20 protein-coding genes and 1 tRNA gene are annotated in these 19,215 nt (G+C 56.3%); 14 read left to right on the top strand and 7 right to left on the bottom strand.

Features of this window, described 5'->3' with window-relative positions; all coding sequences use genetic code 11:
* Positions 1-50: 50 nt before the first annotated feature.
* On the bottom strand, positions 51-704 hold the full coding sequence (locus MKR05_RS09295) for a LuxR C-terminal-related transcriptional regulator (protein ID WP_044524701.1): 654 nt from the start codon (positions 702-704) through the stop codon (positions 51-53).
* 348 nt (positions 705-1,052) lie between these two features.
* Positions 1,053-2,033: a type IV pilus twitching motility protein PilT gene (locus tag MKR05_RS09290; protein ID WP_049014209.1), complete on the bottom strand. Its 981-nt coding sequence runs from the start codon at positions 2,031-2,033 to the stop codon at positions 1,053-1,055.
* A 16-nt stretch (positions 2,034-2,049) separates the two neighbouring features.
* Between MKR05_RS09290 and MKR05_RS09285 the strand changes: the two genes are divergently transcribed.
* From MKR05_RS09285 to MKR05_RS09250, 8 genes are all read left to right on the top strand, one after another.
* Positions 2,050-2,751, top strand: a complete 702-nt coding sequence (locus tag MKR05_RS09285; RefSeq protein WP_004205181.1) for a YggS family pyridoxal phosphate-dependent enzyme — start codon at positions 2,050-2,052, stop codon at positions 2,749-2,751.
* Between the two features lie 20 nt (positions 2,752-2,771).
* Positions 2,772-3,338, top strand: coding sequence for a YggT family protein (locus MKR05_RS09280; RefSeq protein ID WP_002916613.1), 567 nt, complete (start codon positions 2,772-2,774; stop codon positions 3,336-3,338).
* On the top strand, positions 3,335-3,625 hold the full coding sequence (yggU, locus tag MKR05_RS09275) for a DUF167 family protein YggU (RefSeq protein ID WP_004205183.1): 291 nt from the start codon (positions 3,335-3,337) through the stop codon (positions 3,623-3,625). Before MKR05_RS09280 ends, yggU begins: the two co-directional genes overlap by 4 nt.
* 12 nt (positions 3,626-3,637) lie before the next feature.
* Positions 3,638-4,231, top strand: coding sequence for an XTP/dITP diphosphatase (locus MKR05_RS09270; RefSeq protein ID WP_023290995.1), 594 nt, complete (start codon positions 3,638-3,640; stop codon positions 4,229-4,231).
* The gene (hemW, locus tag MKR05_RS09265; protein WP_023319135.1) at positions 4,224-5,360 is read left to right on the top strand and encodes a radical SAM family heme chaperone HemW; all 1,137 of its coding nucleotides are present in this window, start codon (positions 4,224-4,226) and stop codon (positions 5,358-5,360) included. Before MKR05_RS09270 ends, hemW begins: the two co-directional genes overlap by 8 nt.
* Positions 5,361-5,664: 304 nt before the next feature.
* Entirely contained in the window at positions 5,665-6,651 is a 987-nt protein-coding gene (locus MKR05_RS09260; protein ID WP_072421875.1) for a TRAP transporter substrate-binding protein, read from the top strand.
* Positions 6,652-6,697: 46 nt separating this feature from the next.
* Positions 6,698-7,189, top strand: coding sequence for a TRAP transporter small permease (locus MKR05_RS09255; protein WP_044524703.1), 492 nt, complete (start codon positions 6,698-6,700; stop codon positions 7,187-7,189).
* A gap of 9 nt (positions 7,190-7,198) precedes the next feature.
* Positions 7,199-8,500 (top strand): TRAP transporter large permease, encoded by a 1,302-nt coding sequence (locus MKR05_RS09250; protein ID WP_284118241.1) that lies wholly within the window; start codon positions 7,199-7,201, stop codon positions 8,498-8,500.
* 188 nt (positions 8,501-8,688) lie between these two features.
* Here MKR05_RS09250 and MKR05_RS09245 read toward each other — a convergent pair whose 3' ends face one another.
* From MKR05_RS09245 to trmB, 4 genes are all read right to left on the bottom strand, one after another.
* Entirely contained in the window at positions 8,689-9,696 is a 1,008-nt protein-coding gene (locus MKR05_RS09245; protein ID WP_101995640.1) for a DUF1202 family protein, read from the bottom strand.
* A 110-nt stretch (positions 9,697-9,806) separates the two neighbouring features.
* A complete protein-coding gene (locus tag MKR05_RS09240; protein WP_004205190.1) occupies positions 9,807-10,526 on the bottom strand; it encodes a DUF2884 domain-containing protein in 720 nt (239 codons plus the stop codon).
* 50 nt (positions 10,527-10,576) lie between these two features.
* The gene (locus MKR05_RS09235; protein WP_023291003.1) at positions 10,577-10,903 is read right to left on the bottom strand and encodes a YggL family protein; all 327 of its coding nucleotides are present in this window, start codon (positions 10,901-10,903) and stop codon (positions 10,577-10,579) included.
* Entirely contained in the window at positions 10,903-11,622 is a 720-nt protein-coding gene (gene trmB, locus MKR05_RS09230; protein ID WP_004205192.1) for a tRNA (guanosine(46)-N7)-methyltransferase TrmB, read from the bottom strand. Before trmB ends, MKR05_RS09235 begins: the two co-directional genes overlap by 1 nt.
* 136 nt (positions 11,623-11,758) lie before the next feature.
* On the opposite strand from trmB, the gene mutY reads away from it, so the two are divergent.
* The 4 genes from mutY to MKR05_RS09210 all read left to right on the top strand — a co-directional run bounded on the left by mutY (position 11,759) and on the right by MKR05_RS09210 (position 15,695).
* Complete coding sequence (gene mutY, locus MKR05_RS09225) at positions 11,759-12,817, top strand: A/G-specific adenine glycosylase (protein ID WP_017899765.1); 1,059 nt, start codon at positions 11,759-11,761, stop codon at positions 12,815-12,817.
* Between the two features lie 27 nt (positions 12,818-12,844).
* A complete protein-coding gene (locus MKR05_RS09220) occupies positions 12,845-13,120 on the top strand; it encodes an oxidative damage protection protein (protein WP_004105744.1) in 276 nt (91 codons plus the stop codon).
* 48 nt (positions 13,121-13,168) lie between these two features.
* Positions 13,169-14,251, top strand: a complete 1,083-nt coding sequence (gene mltC / locus MKR05_RS09215) for a membrane-bound lytic murein transglycosylase MltC (RefSeq protein WP_002916629.1) — start codon at positions 13,169-13,171, stop codon at positions 14,249-14,251.
* A 190-nt stretch (positions 14,252-14,441) separates the two neighbouring features.
* A complete protein-coding gene (locus MKR05_RS09210) occupies positions 14,442-15,695 on the top strand; it encodes a nucleoside permease (RefSeq protein WP_238875628.1) in 1,254 nt (417 codons plus the stop codon).
* Between the two features lie 43 nt (positions 15,696-15,738).
* Here the strand turns inward: MKR05_RS09210 and MKR05_RS09205 are convergent, their stop codons facing one another.
* Entirely contained in the window at positions 15,739-17,877 is a 2,139-nt protein-coding gene (locus MKR05_RS09205) for an ornithine decarboxylase (RefSeq protein ID WP_048298276.1), read from the bottom strand.
* A gap of 419 nt (positions 17,878-18,296) precedes the next feature.
* Here MKR05_RS09205 and MKR05_RS09200 point away from each other — a divergent pair, with 419 nt between their 5' ends.
* Positions 18,297-19,010, top strand: a complete 714-nt coding sequence (locus MKR05_RS09200; protein WP_023291007.1) for a DUF554 domain-containing protein — start codon at positions 18,297-18,299, stop codon at positions 19,008-19,010.
* A 105-nt stretch (positions 19,011-19,115) separates the two neighbouring features.
* A tRNA-Phe gene (locus MKR05_RS09195) sits at positions 19,116-19,191 on the top strand.
* The last annotated feature ends 24 nt before the right edge of the window (positions 19,192-19,215 follow it).

Here is a 19,215-nt window from a genome sequence, read left to right as displayed (position 1 = left end):
CTCTGTCTTCTGCGCCGCCGGCGAACCGCTAACGGCGCACATCCTCCCGCCTAGTGGCGCAGATGTTCGTTAGCCCAGCTCACCGCCTGGGTGCGATTCTTAACGCTCAGCTTACGGAACACGTTATACAGGTGCGTCCGCACCGTGTTCTCGCTGATAAACAGCGCGCGGGCAATATCCAGGTTGGTCGCGCCGCAGCGCAGTTCGTTGAGGATCTCGCATTCTCGTTCGGTCAGCGGCGAGTTTTCAACCGGCGCCGATGTATGGTCCGCAGCGTACATCGCCGGGTGCATCACGCTCAATTCAGCCGTCTGTTCGCCGTTCAGCACGGCCTTGACGCCCTCAATTAAGCGCGATTCATCATCGTCATGGCGGAACACGCCATATAAAGCCGGCCACTGCGCCATTTCGTATAACTCATACTTTTGCGCGCTGTTGATAATCAGCAAGCGGGGATTATCTAACTGCAGCCGAATAATATCTCGCCACACCCCGTTTAATTTCTTATTTGAAACGGCGATATCAAATAATATTACAGAGTCTTTCGCCAGACGCTGCGCCAGCGGTTTATTAATATTTTGTAAAACTACCGGTGCCATCAGGGTTTCGCTGAGATAGCTGGCAAAGGCTTTACTCTGGATTGAAGGGTGGGTAATAAATGTAACCTGACGAGAAGATGATGAATTTCCATTTAAATTAATCACTTAAAACTCTCCTTAGCTGCTATCCACCATCATGGTGGTTAAATGAGTAAAAAAATATACAATCAGTCATGAATTTATAAATAGCCTTAGCAATTTACAAATTGAAACGTTATTCCATGAGAATCATCCTATTCCCGTAAACAGCATAAATCGAATACCGCAAAGCTGTCAAAAGGTAATCAAACTTTTTTCCTGGAAATGCGTATTCACTGTCGAAATATCTTAGCTGAATGTCTTATTTGAATTTATTCAGAAAGATTATTTGTATTATCAAATAATATCCAGAAACAGCATTTAAACATTCAGTTAACACATCATTTTAACCACCCAACCCGCTTCACGCCCCCCTTACAGCTGGCCTGCGGCCACACGTTGCTGAAAACTCTGGGTAAATGTCAGCATTCCGGCCTGCATCCCGGTCTGCATAACACCGGGCAGCTGGTGCACTTTTCCTTCGCGGATCAAATTCGCCACCGCCGGCGTATTGACCAGAAGCTCGTATAGCGCAACTCTGCCGCCCTGACGTGCGGGTAATAATTTTTGCGCCAGCACCGCGCACAGGCTTCCGGCCAGCTGACTCCGAACCTGATCTTTCTCCTCTGCCGGAAAGACATCGATCAATCTCTCCACCGCCGGCGCCGCGCCGCGGGTGTGTAATGTCGCCATCACCAGATGCCCGGTTTCCGCAGCCGTCAACGCCAGACGGATGGTTTCGCTGTCGCGTAACTCCCCAAGCAGGATCACATCCGGATCCTGGCGCAGCGCCACCCGAAGCGCCGCGGAGAACGAAGGACAGTGACGGCCAATCTCCCGCTGCTGGATCAGGCAGCGCTCGCTGTGATGAATAAACTCCACCGGATCCTCCAGCGTCAGAATATGGCCATCAAGATGCTGGTTGAGATGCCCGACCATCGCCGCCAGGGTAGTCGACTTGCCGCTGCCCGTCGCCCCGGTGACCAGCAGCAAGCCACTCTCTTCCGCCAGTAGTTCACTTAGCGCAGGCGGCGCGCCCAGCGTCTCCAGACGCGGGCACTGGACGGGCAGCAGGCGCAGCACCAGCGATATTCCGCGCGTATGGGCGAAAGCGCTGGCGCGTAGCCGCGAACCGCAGGCCAGAGTCAGCGCAAAGTCAATCTGGCCGTGCTCCTGCCAGTGCTGGAACTGTGCGGCATCGAGCCAGTCGTTGAGTAAATCCGCGATATCCGGCGCGGGAAAGGGAGCGGCCTCCAGCTTGCCCTGCCGCCGCCAGCGCGGTGCGGCGGAATTGCACAGGTGTAGATCGGAGACATTATGCTTTACACTAAGGGCTACGATTTCTTCCAGCTTCATAACTCATCCTCGGAATATGAACGATATTGCGCATAACCTGGCACAGGTCCGGGACAAAATCTCCGGTGCCGCCGCCCGTTGCGGGCGTGCGCCAGAAGAAGTGACATTGCTTGCAGTGAGTAAAACGAAACCTGCGAGCGCGATCGAAGAAGCCATCGCGGCAGGCCAGCGGGCATTTGGTGAAAACTACGTCCAGGAGGGCGTGGAGAAGATCAACCATTTCCAGCAGGCAGGCGTCAGCGGTCTGCAGTGGCACTTTATTGGCCCCCTGCAGTCCAACAAAAGCCGGCTGGTGGCCGAACATTTTGACTGGTGCCACACCGTCGATCGGTTGAAAATCGCCACCCGCCTGAACGAGCAGCGCCCGGCGCATTTGCCGCCGCTGAAGGTACTGATTCAAATCAACATTAGCGATGAGCAGAGTAAATCCGGCATCCCGCTGGAAGCGCTCGATGCCTTAGCGGCGGAGATCGCTGAGTTACCTCATCTGGAGCTGCGCGGCCTGATGGCGATCCCCGCGCCTGAGTCAGAATATGTAAGGCAGTTTGCCGTCGCCCAGCAAATGGCGGTAGCATTTGCGCGGTTAAAAACGCGGTACCCCACGGTCGATACGTTGTCTCTGGGAATGTCGGACGATATGGAAGCCGCTATCGCGGCGGGAAGCACAATGGTGCGCATCGGCACGGCCATTTTTGGTGCGCGCGACTACAGCAAATAATAAGGAATCTGAGGAACGCCATGAAGACGTTGACTTTCCTGCTTTCAACGGTCATTGAGCTTTACACGATGGTCGTGTTGTTACGCGTCTGGATGCAGTGGGCGCGCTGCGACTTTTACAACCCGTTTTCGCAGTTTGTGGTAAAGGCCACGCAGCCGATTGTCGGGCCGCTGCGCCGGATTATCCCGGCAATGGGGCCGATTGACAGCGCCTCGCTGCTGGTGGCATTCATCCTCTGCGTCATCAAAGCGATCGTACTGTTTATGGTGATCACCTTCCAGCCGATCATCTGGATCTCCGCCCTGCTTATTCTGCTGAAAACCATCGGCTCGCTGATCTTCTGGGTGCTCCTGCTGATGGCGATCATGAGCTGGGTCAGCCAGGGACGCAGCCCGGTGGAGTATGTGCTGATGCAGCTGGCGGACCCGCTGCTGCGCCCTATCCGCAACCTGCTGCCGTCGATGGGCGGTATCGATTTCTCGCCGATGGTGCTGGTGCTGCTGCTGTACGTGATCAATATGGGTATCGCCGAGGTGCTGCAGGCCACCGGTAACGTACTGCTGCCGGGGCTGTGGATGGCGCTATGAGTGCCGTTGAAAGCTGCGCTGACGGGCTGGTGCTGAGGCTGTATATTCAGCCGAAGGCCAGCCGCGACAGCATCGTGGGCGTGCATGGCGACGAGCTCAAAGTCGCCATTACCGCCCCGCCCGTTGATGGCCAGGCCAATGCCCATCTGGTGAAATTTCTCGCCAAACAGTTCCGCGTCGCCAAAAGCCAGGTACTGATTGAAAAAGGCGAGCTGGGCCGCCATAAGCAAGTTAAAATCATCGCCCCACAACAGATCCCGACTGCGGTCGCGGCGCTAACTGAATAAACAGGATTCATCATGCAAAAAGTCGTCCTCGCTACCGGCAACGCCGGTAAAGTGCGCGAACTGGCCTCGCTGCTGGAAGATTTTGGTCTCGATATCGTCGCTCAGACCGAGCTGGGCGTCGAGTCTGCGGAAGAGACCGGCCTGACCTTCATTGAAAACGCGATTCTGAAGGCGCGTCATGCGGCGCAGATCACCGGCCTGCCGGCTATCGCCGACGATTCCGGTCTGGCCGTCGATGCCCTGGGCGGCGCGCCGGGCATCTACTCCGCCCGCTATGCCGGCGTCGACGCCAGCGACCAGCAGAACCTTGAGAAACTGCTCGACGCCCTGCAGGACGTGCCGGACGACCAGCGCCAGGCGCAATTCCACTGCGTACTGGTCTATCTGCGCCATGCCGAGGATCCCACGCCGCTGGTGTGCCACGGCAGCTGGCCTGGGGTGATCGCCCGGAAAGCCGCGGGTCAGGGCGGTTTCGGCTACGATCCGATCTTCTTCGTCCCGTCAGAAGGAAAAACCGCGGCCGAACTGAGCCGTGAAGAAAAGAGCGCCATTTCCCATCGCGGGCAGGCGCTGAAACTGTTACTGGAAGCATTACGTAATGGCTAATTTGCCGCCGCTGAGTCTCTATATCCATATTCCCTGGTGCGTGCAGAAGTGCCCGTACTGCGACTTTAATTCGCATGCGCTGAAAGGCGAAGTGCCGCACGATGACTACGTCCAGCATCTGCTGAACGATCTGCGGGCCGATGCGCAGTATGCCCAGGGACGGGAAATAGGCACCATTTTTATCGGCGGCGGTACGCCGAGCCTGCTGTCCGGCCCGGCCATGCAAACCCTGCTCGATGGCGTCCGCGCCTGCCTGCCGCTGGCCGCCGGGGCGGAAATCACCATGGAAGCCAACCCGGGCACCGTGGAGGCCGATCGCTTCGTGGATTACCAGCGCGCCGGGGTGAATCGCATCTCCATCGGCGTACAAAGCTTTAGCGAACCGAAGCTGCAGCGGCTGGGGCGGATCCACGGCCCGGAAGAGGCCAAACGCGCGGCACGCCTCGCCAGCGGCCTGGGCCTGCGCAGTTTCAATCTCGACCTGATGCACGGTTTGCCGGACCAGTCTCTGGAGGAGGCGCTGGACGATCTGCGTCAGGCCATTGCTCTCAACCCGCCGCATCTCTCGTGGTACCAGCTGACCATTGAGCCGAACACCTTGTTCGGCTCCCGGCCGCCGGTGCTGCCGGATGACGACGCGCTATGGGATATTTTCGAGCAGGGGCATCAGCTGCTGAGCGCCGCCGGCTACCAGCAGTACGAGACTTCCGCTTACGCCAAACCGGGCTATCAGTGTCAGCATAATCTCAACTACTGGCGCTTTGGCGACTACCTTGGCATCGGCTGCGGCGCGCACGGCAAGATAACCTTCCCGGACGGGCGCATTCTGCGTACCGCCAAAACCCGCCACCCGCGCGGCTATATGGAAGGCCGCTACCTCGAACGTCAGCATGATGTGGAAGAGGCGGATAAACCGTTTGAGTTCTTTATGAACCGTTTTCGCCTGCTGGAGGCCGCGCCGCGCGCGGAATTCCGCCGTTATACCGGTCTTGATGAAGCGGCGATCCGTCCGCAGCTGGACGCGGCGATAGCTCAGGGCTATCTGCAGGAAGACGAGCAGAACTGGCAGATCACCGAGCATGGAAAGCTGTTTTTAAATTCTCTTCTCGAACTATTCCTTAGCGAATAAATATCGTTATCCCATTCCCGCCAGGCAGAGTGCGGGAATGGGAATAACTCGATTCCTCCGCCATATATACCTTATTATATCCGATTCATTCTTATTAAATATTCCACCCTTAAATTAATTTGCATTAATTAATACAAGCCAAATATCAATCCAGCAATAAGATCGGTTATTTCCTTACCTCATTGCCAGAAAGTGTGAGTCAGGTAGCTTAAAGATGTACGACAACAAAGATAATATGTCATACAGAAATAAAGCATGATGCTAAAGATATTGACCAATTATCCCAAGTGCATGGAGCCAACTCATGAAAAAATATTCTTTTTCTCGTTCTCTGGTAGGTATAGCTTTACTGGCCCTACTCTCCGCAGGGGCCGTCGCGGCTGAAAAAGTCACGTTAAAACTGGCTCATAACCTTGAGCGCAGCCATGTGGTGCATCAGGCGCTGGAGGAGATGTCCAGAGAGGTAAACCAGCTTTCTGACGGTAAGATGAAGATTCGTATTTACCCCAGTAGTCAGATGGGCAGCGCGCGCGAAACCATGGAGTTATTACAAAACGGCGCGCTGGATATGACCAAAGGTTCCGCCAGCGATCTGGAGTCCTTCGATAATATTTACGCCATTTATAATTTACCCTTCCTGTTTAACGACCAGAATCACTTCAATAAAGTCGTCTTCGGCGAGGTGGGCAAGGAAATAATGAACTCGACGAAAGAGAAAGGATTCTTTGCCCTTTCCGCTTATGTCGCCGGGACGCGAAGCTTTTATGCCAAAAAGCCCATTACTAAACCGGAAGATTTAAAAGGACTGAAGATCCGCGTCCAGGCCAGTCCGACAACGTTAAAAATGGTCGAATTAATGGGCGGTTCCCCGACCCCCATCTCCTTCGGTGAAGTTTATACCGCCATGCAGCAGGGGGTGGTGGACGGCGCGGAAAATAACGTTCCCTCCTGGGTGCAGACGCGCCATATCGAAATCGCGAAAGTATTCTCTGAAGATGAGCACGCCTCCATCCCTGACTTCCTCGTTATCTCCAGCAAAACCTGGGACAAGCTGACGCCGGATCAGCAGCACATTCTGATCAAAGCGGCGAAAGCCTCAGAGATTTATCAGCAACAGCTGTGGCGGAAGATCGATGCCGATACCCGCGCGCAGGCCAAAGCCCTGGGCGGAGAAATAGTCAAAATAGATAAAGCGCCGTTCCGCGCCGCCGTGCAGCCGCTATACGATGACTTTAAAAAAGATCCCAGCCAGGCCGCCCTGCTGGCCAAATTTGAAGCTGCCGCGGAATAACCTTTAACGGGCCGGCCGCTGGCCCGCTTGCACCAGGAAATCAACGATGATACTTAACCGCATTAAGCTGGCGGTGGACCGCACCATCGCCGCCTTCTCTGTCGCTGTAATGATTGCGCTGGTTGTCTGCGTCGTCTGGCAGGTATTTAGCCGCTACGTGCTCAACCAGCCAAGCACCCTGACCGACGAGCTGGCGCGCTTCTTAATGATCTGGGTCGGGCTACTGGGCGCGGCCTATACCGTCGGCGCCCAGCGTCACCTGGCGATTGATTTACTCACCATGACGCTCTCTCCCCGCAGGCAGGCGCTTTTCAGCGTCATCATTAACCTGCTGATCCTGCTGTTTGCCGGCGCAGTGATTGTGACCGGCGGCGTAAAACTGATTGCAAAAACGCTGTCGACCGCCCAGGTCTCAGCCGCGATGCAGATCCCTATGGGCTACGTGTATCTGATCCTGCCGCTCACCGGCATCATGATGATGTTTTACGCATTGTGTTTTATCAGTAACGGCCTGAAAAACATCAAACATGCAGAATAAGGAGCACTCATGGATAGCTATATTGCACTTACGCTGTTTGGCGCTTTCTTTATTCTGGTTTGTATTGGCGTTCCCATCTCCTTCGCCATCGGTATCGCAACCGTTGGTTCGATGCTGCTGATGTTTCCCTGGGATATCGCGGTGATTACCGTGTCTCAACGCCTGGCGAACGGGCTTGATAACTTCGCGCTGCTGGCCATCCCCTTTTTTATCTTTGCCGGAACCCTGATGAACAGCGGCGGGATTGCCATACGTTTAATCAATCTGGCGCAGGTGATGGTCGGACGCATGCCGGGCTCTCTGGGCCACGTCAACGTGCTGGCCAATATGATGTTCGGCTCGATTTCAGGTTCAGCCGTCGCCGCCGCCGCGGCGGTAGGCGGCACGCTCAACCCCATACAGAGGCAGAAAGGCTACGATCCGACCTTTTCCACAGCGGTAAACGTCTCATCCTGCATCACGGGTCTGCTTATTCCGCCGTCAAACGTCCTTATCGTCTTTTCCCTGACAGCTGGCGGCGTCTCGGTGGCCTCGCTGTTTATGGCCGGTTATCTGCCGGGCATCCTGATGGGCCTGGCTATTATGCTGGTCTGCGGCTGCATCGCTAAACGCCGCGGCTATCCGGTTTCCGAACGGCCGACCTGCGCCCAGGCGGCAAAGGCCTTTTTCGATGCTCTGCCCAGCCTGCTGCTGGTCATCATTGTGATGGGCGGGATCCTTGGCGGCATTTTTACCGCGACGGAAGCCTCTGCCATCGCCGTGGTCTACACCTTTATCCTGTCGGTACTGATCTATCGGGAAGTGAAGTGGCGCGATCTGCCGAAGCTGATTCTGGAATCGGTAGTCATGACCTCTATTGTGCTGCTGCTGATTGGCTTTTCGGTGGGCATGTCGTGGGCGATGACCAACGCCGACATTCCCTACATGATAAGCGATGCGCTAATGGGGGTGTCGGAAAACCCGGTGGTGATCCTGCTGTTGATTAACATTGTGCTGCTAATCGTCGGCATTTTTATGGATATGACCCCAGCGGTGCTGATTTTCACGCCGATATTTCTGCCCATTGCTGAGGATTTGGGTATGAACCCGGTTCATTTCGGCATCATGATGGTCGCTAACCTGTGCATCGGCCTGCTGACCCCGCCGGTAGGCAGCGCGCTGTTTGTCGGCTGCTCCATTTCAGGAGTGAAAATTCAGCAGCTTATCAAACCGTTGCTGCCGTTCTACGCCGCCCTGCTGATCGCGCTGATGATGATTGTTTATATCCCGCCGATCTCGCTGTTTATTCCACAGCTGCTGGGGCTAATGTAGGGTTTTGCCCAGGGGAAGGGGCTCTCCTCCCCGAGGAAAAACAAGCGTTAGCCCCCGTGCTAACGCTTCTGCCCGGGCGGCGGTTAGCGCCCTGCCCATCAGGCAAAAATCTTCAATATCAGAACATTGTGTTATCCGACAAGCCTATACCCGCCAGGCGCAGCCGGGCCATTCCGAACCTGATTCGGCTACTTAAGGACCCCGTCGCGGCGCATCTTCTCCAGCCCCTCCTGCCAGTATTTTTCGTCGCGAGCCAAATCCCGATAGCGTATCTCCAGCGCCATCAGCTGCGCGCTCAGTTCGCCTTTTTGCTTCTGCAGCGGCGCTATCTTTTTATCGCGCGCGGCCATCTCCGCTTTGATATTTTCACTCATCTCTTTATGCTGGCGATAATAGTTACGCTTCTGCTCATTCAGCACAGCATCGCGCTCGGCGCGCAGCGGCCCGGCATCGCAAACCGCTTTTTTCTGACAGGCGGCCAGGGCGGGTTCATAGATAGTTTTGTAGTAATGATTCTCGAATTTCAGCGGATCGTTTTGCCGATCTACTTCATACATTTTTTCCAGCATCGCCTGCTGCACGTCGCTGCGATCGAGCGTCTTGCCGTTCGCATCCGTACCCCATGAACGGTTAATCTGCTCCTCTAACGCGGCGATCTCGGTTTTCAGCGCATCCTGTTGCCCTTGCAACGTCTTCATCGTGGCTTTGCTGGCGGCAAAGCTGGCGTTAATTTTGGCAAATTGCGCCATAAATTTGTGGTCATTAACGATCAGGTTTTTACTTTCATCCCCTCCGATTTCCTTCAAGGTTCTCCCGCCCCTCTTCGCCGCCATTTGCAGCGAAAAGAATTCGGTCTGCCAGCCGGAGTCTTTGGTCCCTACCGCGGTCATCATGGCGGAGAATTTTACCGGCCGCCCCCTGGTCCAGACTCGCTCATAAAAAAAGTAATCTCCCGCGACGCCGACGCAAATATAGAGATCTTCCGTGGCGGCCATATCGCCTTCCAGCATATAGGTCGCCTGATTTCCCCGGGCGTCGAGCTGCTTTAGCGTCACACGTTGCAAGCGCATAATCCCGCCAGTCTGTTCAGCAAACTGCTTTTTCACCACGTCGTCTGTTGGCGTGTTGGCATCCGCCAGCACGTAACAAGGGGAAGCGATCATCAGGACGGTGAGCGTTTTCCATGCCTCTTTCATCAGCAAATTCCTTTTATGAATACAGCAGGCATCATAAGGCGTTCGCCACCGCAGGCAGGATAAATGAAATCTGATTTTGCTACCTGCGGACGCAGGTAGCGGGATGTCGCTTACTTTAACGAGCCCACCAGCGCTTTGCGGCTGTCCTCAAGGGAGACCACTCGGCTGCAGACGTCTTTACCAAACTGCTGGAAATCGGCCTCCTGGTTTTTCCACTCGTCCTGAATCGCGGTTTGCAGACCGCCGAGGCTGCCGAGAATGCCCTGCAGCGGGTTGCCGCCGCCTTTGAGCACCGCTTTCGCCCCCATCTCGTTAATGCTGTCCTGCAAAATGCCGCCCATCGCCTGATTTACCAGCTGCTGGCCGTCGGCGCGCACCTGGTCGATGGCTTTATAGTGGAAGGTCAGGCCATCGCTGCGGCGCTCAATGATGCGGTTCATCTGTTCTTTCAGCTGCGCGTCCAGCTTGGTCAGACGACCGTGCATACTGCTATTGGCGCCGACCTGTTCGGTAATGATTTTATCCAGCGCCTTGCGGCCTTTTTCGACTCGCGAACGCGCGCCTTCGTCAATCCACGGCAGGCTGCTGCGCAGACTGGCCTGGTAATCCTGCGCCTGTTCGCGCTGGGCGGCGCTGAGCGCATAAGCCTTGCCGTTAAAGGTCAGGTTGCCGTCTGGTTTGATCACCAGATTGCCGTTTTCCCCTTTCACCTGTACCTGCTGAGGGGTGAGGATCACATCGTCACGCGGCGTGACGCTACATTGGTAGTCCGCATGGGCAGACAAAGCGGTGACGGAGAGCGCCACCGCCAGCAGCGTTTTACGCATCATAAAACTCCCTTAAGACAAAACGGGCCGGCAGTTGCCGACCCTTGTCAAACTTAGTCCCACCAGACGTCAAAAAGTTCGCTGGTGCGCACATCCTCTAACTTACGCGCTTCCAGCCATTGGCGCACGATAGCCTGATGCTCTTCGGTGCATTTACCGATCTCCTGCATGCAGATCAGCCCCTCCCAGGAGAGATAGCCGCTGCCGTCAAAGGCCAGCTTGTTCGGCTCAATCACCTCTTCGATCAGATCGTTGACCGTCTGGTCGATCTGCTCTTCACTGGTCCCTTCCGGGAAACGCCAGGCGACGGAGAAGCCTAACTCCTGAAACTCGTCGATATGCATTTTTTTACGCAGACGACGGCTACGATTCTTGGCCATTATTTCACCCTCTCGAACATTAAGTCCCATACGCCGTGGCCGAGACGATGGCCACGCTGTTCAAATTTGGTTACCGGGCGCGATTCCGGGCGCGGTACGTAATCGTTGCTTGCCGACTGGTTACGGTACCCTTCCAGCGAGGACATCACTTCCAGCATATGGACGGCATAGGCTTCCCAGTCGGTCGCCATATGGAAGACGCCGCCGAGCTTCAGTTTACTTTTCACTAGCTCGGCGAAAGGCGGCTGCACGATACGACGTTTATTATGGCGCGCTTTGTGCCACGGGTCAGGGAAAAACAGCTGCACCATATTCAGCGAGTTATCCGGAATCATAGTGTGCAGCACTTCCACCGCATCGTGACACATCACGCGCAGGTTTTGCACACCTTCTTCTTCGGCCGAGGCCAGACAGGCGCCGACGCCCGGGGAGTGCACTTCGATGCCGAGGAAATTCTGTTCCGGTTTGGCTTTTGCCATCGCCACCAGCGAGGCGCCCATCCCGAAGCCAATTTCGAGGGTGACCGGCGCTTCGCGGCCAAACAGGGCGGCGAAATCGAGCGGCGCATCGTTGAATTCAACGCCCATCACCGGCCAAATGTTATCCAGCGCATGCTGCTGCCCTTTCGTCAGGCGGCCCTGGCGACGGACGAAGCTACGAATACGGCGCAGCGGACGGCCGTTTTCATCAAATTCCGGAGAGATGACGTCGTTTTTCATAAAAGTTAGGTCTGCTAGTGAAAGTGTTCGGAAAACGGGCATTATCCAAAGTTACCCGGCGGATGCAAGGGTTTACAGCCACTCGGCCTTGTGCTGCAATCTGCCACCCTGTAATCGCGATCCCGGAGCCGTAGCTTTGACTTTTCTCGCCACGCAATTTTCAGCCCAGGTCCTGGACTGGTACGACAAATACGGGCGTAAAACCCTGCCCTGGCAAATCGCCAAGACGCCCTACAAAGTATGGCTCTCCGAAGTGATGTTGCAACAAACCCAGGTGACCACGGTTATCCCGTATTTTGAACGCTTTATGGCGCGTTTCCCCACGGTGGTCGATCTCGCCAACGCGCCGCTGGATGAGGTGCTGCATCTGTGGACCGGACTGGGTTACTACGCGCGGGCACGCAACTTACACAAAGCGGCGCAGCAGGTGGCGACGCAGCACGGCGGCGAATTCCCGCAGACCTTTGACGAAGTGGCGGCGCTTCCCGGCGTCGGGCGCTCAACGGCGGGGGCCATTTTATCCCTTTCGCTCGGTCAGCATTATCCGATTCTCGACGGCAACGTGAAGCGCGTGCTCGCCCGCTGCTATGCTGTCAGCGGCTGGCCGGGGAAAAAAGAGGTGGAAAAACGGCTGTGGGAGATCAGCGAAGCGGTCACGCCGGCGAAGGGCGTGGAGCGCTTTAACCAGGCGATGATGGATCTCGGGGCGATGGTCTGCACCCGCTCGAAGCCGAAGTGCGAACTGTGCCCGCTGAGCAACGGCTGCGTGGCCTACGCCAATCATTCATGGGCAGAATATCCGGGCAAAAAACCGAAGCAGACCATTCCGGAACGCACCGGCTATTTCCTGCTGATGCAGCACGGCGACGAGGTGTTTCTCGCCCAGCGTCCGCCGGTGGGCCTGTGGGGCGGATTGTTCTGTTTTCCGCAGTTTGCCGACGAAGCGGGCCTGCGCGAGTGGCTGGCACAGCGCCAGATTAAGGCCGATAATCTGACGCAGCTCACCGCTTTTCGCCACACTTTCAGCCATTTCCATCTGGATATTGTGCCGATGTGGCTTACAGTGCACTCATCTGGCGCATGCATGGATGAAGGCAACGCACTCTGGTATAACTTAGCGCAGCCGCCGTCCGTCGGTCTGGCGGCCCCCGTGGAGCGCTTGTTGCAACAGTTAAAAGCCGGAACGCCGGTATAAATTTTCGGCTATCAAAGAGGATTGATTATGAGCAGAACCATTTTTTGTACCTTCCTGCAGCGTGAAGCGGACGGCCAGGATTTTCAGCTGTATCCGGGCGAACTCGGGAAGCGCATTTACAACGAAATCTCCAAAGAAGCCTGGGCGCAGTGGCAGCACAAGCAGACCATGCTGATCAACGAGAAAAAGCTCAGCATGATGAACCCGGAGCACCGCAAGCTGCTGGAGCAGGAGATGGTGCAGTTCCTGTTTGAAGGGAAAGACGTGCACATCGAAGGCTATACGCCGCCGGAAAAACAGTAAGGGCCCTGCGGCCTTTTAAAAACAAACACAACACGCACGCCCGGAATGATGAAAAAATACTTAGCGCTCGCGCTGATTGCGCCGTTGCTCGTTTCGTGTTCCAGCTCCAATAAAAAAGGCGCCGAATACAACGAGGCCTGGGTCAAGGATACCAACGGTTTTGATATCCTGATGGGCCAGTTTGCCCACAACATCGAGAACATTTGGGGGTACAACGAAGTCCTGCTCGCCGGGCCGAAGGACTACGTCAAATACACCGACCAGTATCAAACCCGCAGCCACATCAACTTCGATGAAGGGACGATCACCGTCGAGACCATCGCCGGCACCGATCCGCGCGGACGACTGCGCCAGGCGATCGTCAAAACCCTGCTGATGGGCGATGACCCCAACTCCATCGACCTCTATTCCGATGTCGATGACATTCAGATCTCCAAAGAGCCGTTCCTCTATGGCCAGGTGGTGGATAACACCGGGGCATCGATTCGCTGGGAGTGGCGCGCCGCGCGCTTTGCCGACTATCTGCTGCAAACCCGCCTGAAGAGCCGCAACAACGGCCTGCGCGTGGTCTACAGCATCACCATCAACCTGGTGCCGAACCACCTCGACAAACGTGCGCATAAATACCTCGGCATGGTGCGTCAGGCCTCGCGTAAGTATGGGGTTGATGAGTCGCTGATCCTCGCGATTATGCAGACCGAATCCTCCTTTAACCCTTATGCGGTCAGCCATGCCGACGCCATGGGGCTGATGCAGGTGGTCCAGCACAGCGCCGGCAGAGACGTCTTCCGTTCCCAGGGTAAATCGGGCCTGCCAAGCCGCAGCTATCTGTTCGACCCGGCGAATAACATTGACACCGGTACCGCCTACCTGGCGATGCTGAACAATGTCTACCTCGCCGGCATCGATAACCCCACCTCGCGTCGCTACGCGGTGATCACCGCCTATAACGGCGGCGCCGGCAGCGTGCTGCGGGTCTTCTCCAGCGATAAAGTCCAGGCGGCGAATATCATCAACAGCATGGCGCCAGGGGACGTCTACCAGACCCTGACTACCCGTCATCCTTCGGCGGAATCGCGCCGCTATCTGTATAAAGTTAACACGGCGCAGAAAAGCTACCGCCGTAAATAACCCCCTCCTGACACCGGCCTCAGCCCCGCGCTGAGGCCGCGTTTTTTCTGCGCCATACGGTGCAATATCTTTCGGTTTTCTGCGGCAGTTAACAGAAGCCTTCGGTTGGCGAATGATAGAATCGCATCAAAATAACGGGTTTAATGTTATTTTAAAAACATAACAAGCCCATATTCGTGAGGATAACTACATGAATCTTAAGCTGCAGCTCAAAATACTGTCGTTCCTGCAGTTCTGTCTTTGGGGGAGCTGGCTTACCACGCTTGGCTCATACATGTTTGTCACCCTGAAGTTTGACGGCGCAGCAATCGGCGCGGTTTATAGCTCGCTCGGTATCGCTGCGGTGCTGATGCCGACGCTGCTCGGCATCGTCGCCGACAAGTGGATTAGCGCCAAATGGGTGTATGCCGTTTGTCACCTGGTGGGTGCGCTGACGCTGTATCTGGCGGTGCAGGTCACCACGCCGGGCGAAATGTTCCTCGTGATACTGCTTAACTCGCTGGCCTATATGCCGACGCTGGGGCTGATTAACACCATCTCTTACTATCGCCTGCAGTCTGCGGGACTGGATATCGTTACCGATTTTCCGCCGATCCGTATCTGGGGCACTATCGGCTTTATCTTCGCCATGTGGGGCGTCAGCTTCTCCGGCTTTGAGCTGAGCCATATGCAGTTGTACATCGGTGCGACGCTGTCGGTATTGCTGGCGCTGTTCACCCTGACGCTGCCGACGATCCCGGTGGCTAACGCCCAGCGTAATCAAAGCTGGACGGAGATGCTGGGGCTTAACGCTTTCGCGCTGTTTAAAAACAAGCGCATGGCCATCTTCTTTATCTTCTCAATGATGCTCGGCGCCGAGCTGCAAATCACCAACATGTTCGGTAATACCTTCCTGCACAGCTTCGATAAAGATCCGCTGTTTGCCGGCAGCTTTATCGTCGAACACGCCTCGGTGCTGATGTCGATCTCGCAGATCTCCGAGACCCTGTTTATCCTGACCATCCCGTTCTTCCTCAGCCGCTACGGCATTAAGAACGTCATGCTGATGAGTATCGTGGCGTGGATGCTGCGCTTCGGCCTGTTCGCCTTTGGCGACCCGACGCCGTTCGGCACCGTGCTGCTGGTACTGTCGATGATCGTCTACGGTTGCGCCTTCGACTTCTTCAACATCTCCGGTTCAGTGTTCGTTGAGAAAGAGGTGCGCCCGGAAATCCGCGCCAGCGCCCAGGGGATGTTCCTGATGATGACCAACGGCTTCGGCTGTATTCTCGGTGGCATGGTGAGCGGCAAAGTGGTGGAGCACTTTACCGTCGAAGGGATCACTAACTGGCAGAGCGTGTGGCTGATTTTCGCCGGCTATTCGCTGGCGCTGGCTTTTGCCTTCGTGGCGCTGTTCAAATACAAACACGTCAGACAGCCGACCGCCGCGCAGCAGAGCGCGTGATCGGCAAAAGTAAAACGCCCCGCCTGTTCGGCGGGGCGTTTTTTTATCCCTTCAACACGTAGCCATACAGCCGCTTAATGCCGTCCGGATCCGTCTCGCTATAGACTCCCTGCAGCTCCGGCGAGAAGCCCGGCAGCATATTGACCCCCTCCTCCAGCGCGAGGAAATAGCGCAGCACAGCGCCCCCCCAGACCTCACCGGGCACCACGCATAATACCCCCGGCGGATACGGCAGCGCCCCTTCCGCCGCGACGCGGCCCTCCGCCTCGCTCAGACGCACCAGCTCCACGTCGCCGCGGATAAATTCGCGGTTGGCATCCTGGGGATTCATCACCACCCGCGGGAAGCTCCGTTTACGGAACATCTCTTTTTGCAGGCTCTTCACGTCAAAGCTGACGTACAGATCGTGCATCTCCAGGCACAACTCGCGCAGGGTATAGTCGCGATAGCGCACCGGATATTTGTTGTAGATGGTCGGCAACACATCGGCCAGCGGCGTATCCGCTTCAATATGCTGTTCAAACTGCCCCAGCATCGCCACCAGCTGCGCCATTTTTTCGGCGCTTTCCGCCGGCGTCAGCAGGAACAGAATCGAGTTGAGATCGCACTTCTCCGGCACGATGCCGTTTTCCCGCAGGTAATGCGCCAGAATGGTCGCCGGGATGCCGAACTCACTGTACTCCCCGCTCTCCGCGTCGATGCCAGGGGTGGTCAACAACAGCTTGCACGGGTCGACAAAATACTGGTCGTCGGCATAGCCCTCGAAACCATGCCAGCGCGCGCCCGGTTCGAAACTGAAGAAACGACGCTCCCGGGCGATCGCTTCGGTCGGGTGATCCTGCCACGGGCGCCCTGCCACAATCGGCGGAATAAAGGGCTGAATCATCTTACAGTTGGCGATGATCGCTTTGCGCGCCTCGATGCCCAGCGCCACGCACTCAGCCCACAGGCGGCGGCCGCTCTCGCCTTCGTGAATTTTGGCGTTGACGTCCAGCGCGGCGAACAGCGGATAAAACGGGCTGGTGGAGGCATGCAGCATAAAGGCGTTATTCAGCCGTTTGTGCGGACAGAAGCGCGCCTGGCCGCGCAGATGGTTATCCTTTTTATGGATCTGCGACGTCTGCGAGAAACCGGCCTGCTGCTTGTGTACGGACTGGGTGACAAAAATGCCCGGATCGTCCGGCGTCAGCTCCAGCAGTAGCGGCGAACAGTCGGCCATCATCGGGATAAACTGCTCATAGCCCACCCACGCCGAGTCGAACAGGATGTAATCGCAGAGGTGGCCGATTTTATCGACCACCTGGCGGGCGTTATAGACCGTGCCGTCATAGGTTCCGAGCTGGATCACCGCCAGGCGAAACGGGCGAGCGGCCGTGGCTTTCTCTGGCGCCGCTTCGCGGATGAGATCCCGCAGGTAGCGCTCATCAAAGCAACGCTCGTCAATGCCGCCGATAAAGCCGAACGGATTGCGCGCGGCTTCAAGATAGACAGGCGTCGCCCCCGCCTGAATCAGCGCCCCGTGATGGTTTGACTTGTGGTTGTTGCGATCGAACAGCACCAGATCGCCGCGGGTCAACAGCGCGTTGGTCACAACTTTGTTGGCCGCCGAGGTGCCGTTAAGGACGAAGTAGGTTTTATCCGCATTAAAGACCTTCGCGGCGAACTTCTGCGCATGCTTGGCCGACCCTTCGTGGATCAGCAGATCGCCTAATTTTACATCGGCGTTACACATATCGGCGCGAAAGACGTTTTCGCCAAAAAAGTCATAGAACTGACGGCCTGCGGGGTGCTTTTTGAAAAAGGCCCCGTGCTGGTGTCCCGGACAGGCAAAGGTGCTGTTATCCATTTCGACGTACTGGGTCAGCGTATTGAAAAACGGCGGCAGCAGACGCGCTTCATAATCGCAGGCCGCCGCTTCCAGCTCGAGCCACTCCTGATCTTTACCGGCGATCACCGCCTGTACCCCCTCCGGCTTATCGACCGCCGTCTCGCTCAGCAGGTAGACCGGCAGGTTAAATCCGCTACGCCTGAGGAGGGCAAGAATACCGCTGCGACTGTCCGCCGCGGTGATGACGACTGCCGCCACATCGGTAAAATCGGTACTGTCCAGCGCCACAACGCGACGGTGGGTGGACAAGCGGGTGACCAGCTCGCAGCTGGCGGCAATGTGCATGGATTTCATAAGCGCAAATGCCCGTATCGGGAGTGTAAAAATCTCAGACAAGGGAAACCTTGCCCAACGATGTGTCCGGGTCTGACGGATTCAGCTCCGACCGCCGGACATCAGTAAAAGCAGACGCGTCCGATCTTACTGTTGCCCTACAGTGAGCATACGTGTCCTTCACCGCATGGTGAACGGAGGGGTAAGCGTAGCAAGATGAGGCAGCCCACGCATCTGTGCGCGGCGTCGCTGGCGAGGTAATGGCAGTGTCGTCATCGGCGGCCTCATATCAGGGAGGAGAAAATTCGCGCAATCATGGCACCTTTCCCCGACAGGCGCAAGATGAAAACCGTATGCACTTATATCACGGATACACAAGCTTTCACGGCGGGTTAACGTCATAATCAATCGGTTATCAGGGATATTTAACAGGAGTCAGCGTGGTTACAGGACCTTTTATTAATGCCAGCGCGGTGCTGGTCGGCGGCGTGTTAGGCGCCTTACTCAGCCAGCGGTTGCCGGAACGGATCCGCACATCCATGACCTCAATTTTTGGCCTGGCGTCATTAGGCATCGGTATTTTACTGGTGATTAAATGCGCCAATCTGCCGGTGATGGTGCTGTCAACCCTGGTGGGAACGCTGCTCGGCGAAATATGCAATATGGAAAAAGGCATAAATACGCTGGTCAGTCAGCTTCAGCAGTTGCTGTCATCGAAGGGTAAGAAAAAGGCCTCGGCGCATGACTCCTATATTCAGAGCTATGTGGCGATTATCGTCCTGTTCTGCGCCAGCGGCACCGGCGTCTTCGGCGCCATGCGCGAAGGGATGACCGGCGACGCCAGCATTCTGATTGCCAAAGCGTTTCTTGATTTTTTCACCGCCACCATTTTCGCCTGCACCCTGGGCATTGCCGTCGCCGCCATCAGCGTGCCGATGCTGCTTATCCAGCTGACCCTCGCGGCCTGCGCGGCGATCATTATGCCGCTCACCACGCCGATGATGCTGGCGGATTTCAGCGCCGTCGGCGGTATGCTGCTGGTGGCCACCGGGCTGCGCATCTGCGGAATAAAAATGTTTGCCGTGGTGAATATGCTGCCTGCGCTGGTGCTGGCGATGCCGATTTCAGCGGCCTGGACGCTGTTTTTTGCCTGAAGACGCGTGCTTTTAGCGCAATGTGGTGATAGATTGTTCAGTCTGCTGCAAAACAGATAAATTTCGTTGACGAGGCGCGGCGATTACGGTTTAATGCGCCCCGTTGCCCGGATAGCTCAGTCGGTAGAGCAGGGGATTGAAAATCCCCGTGTCCTTGGTTCGATTCCGAGTCCGGGCACCACTATTTAAAGAACCCAGCCTATGG

The organism is Klebsiella sp. K5-204 (genome assembly GCF_030128585.1).
In the GTDB taxonomy this organism is placed as follows: Bacteria; Pseudomonadota; Gammaproteobacteria; order Enterobacterales; family Enterobacteriaceae; genus Klebsiella; species Klebsiella quasipneumoniae.
Note: the sequence above shows the minus strand (reverse complement) of the source record. Positions and strands in the feature narration are given on the sequence as shown.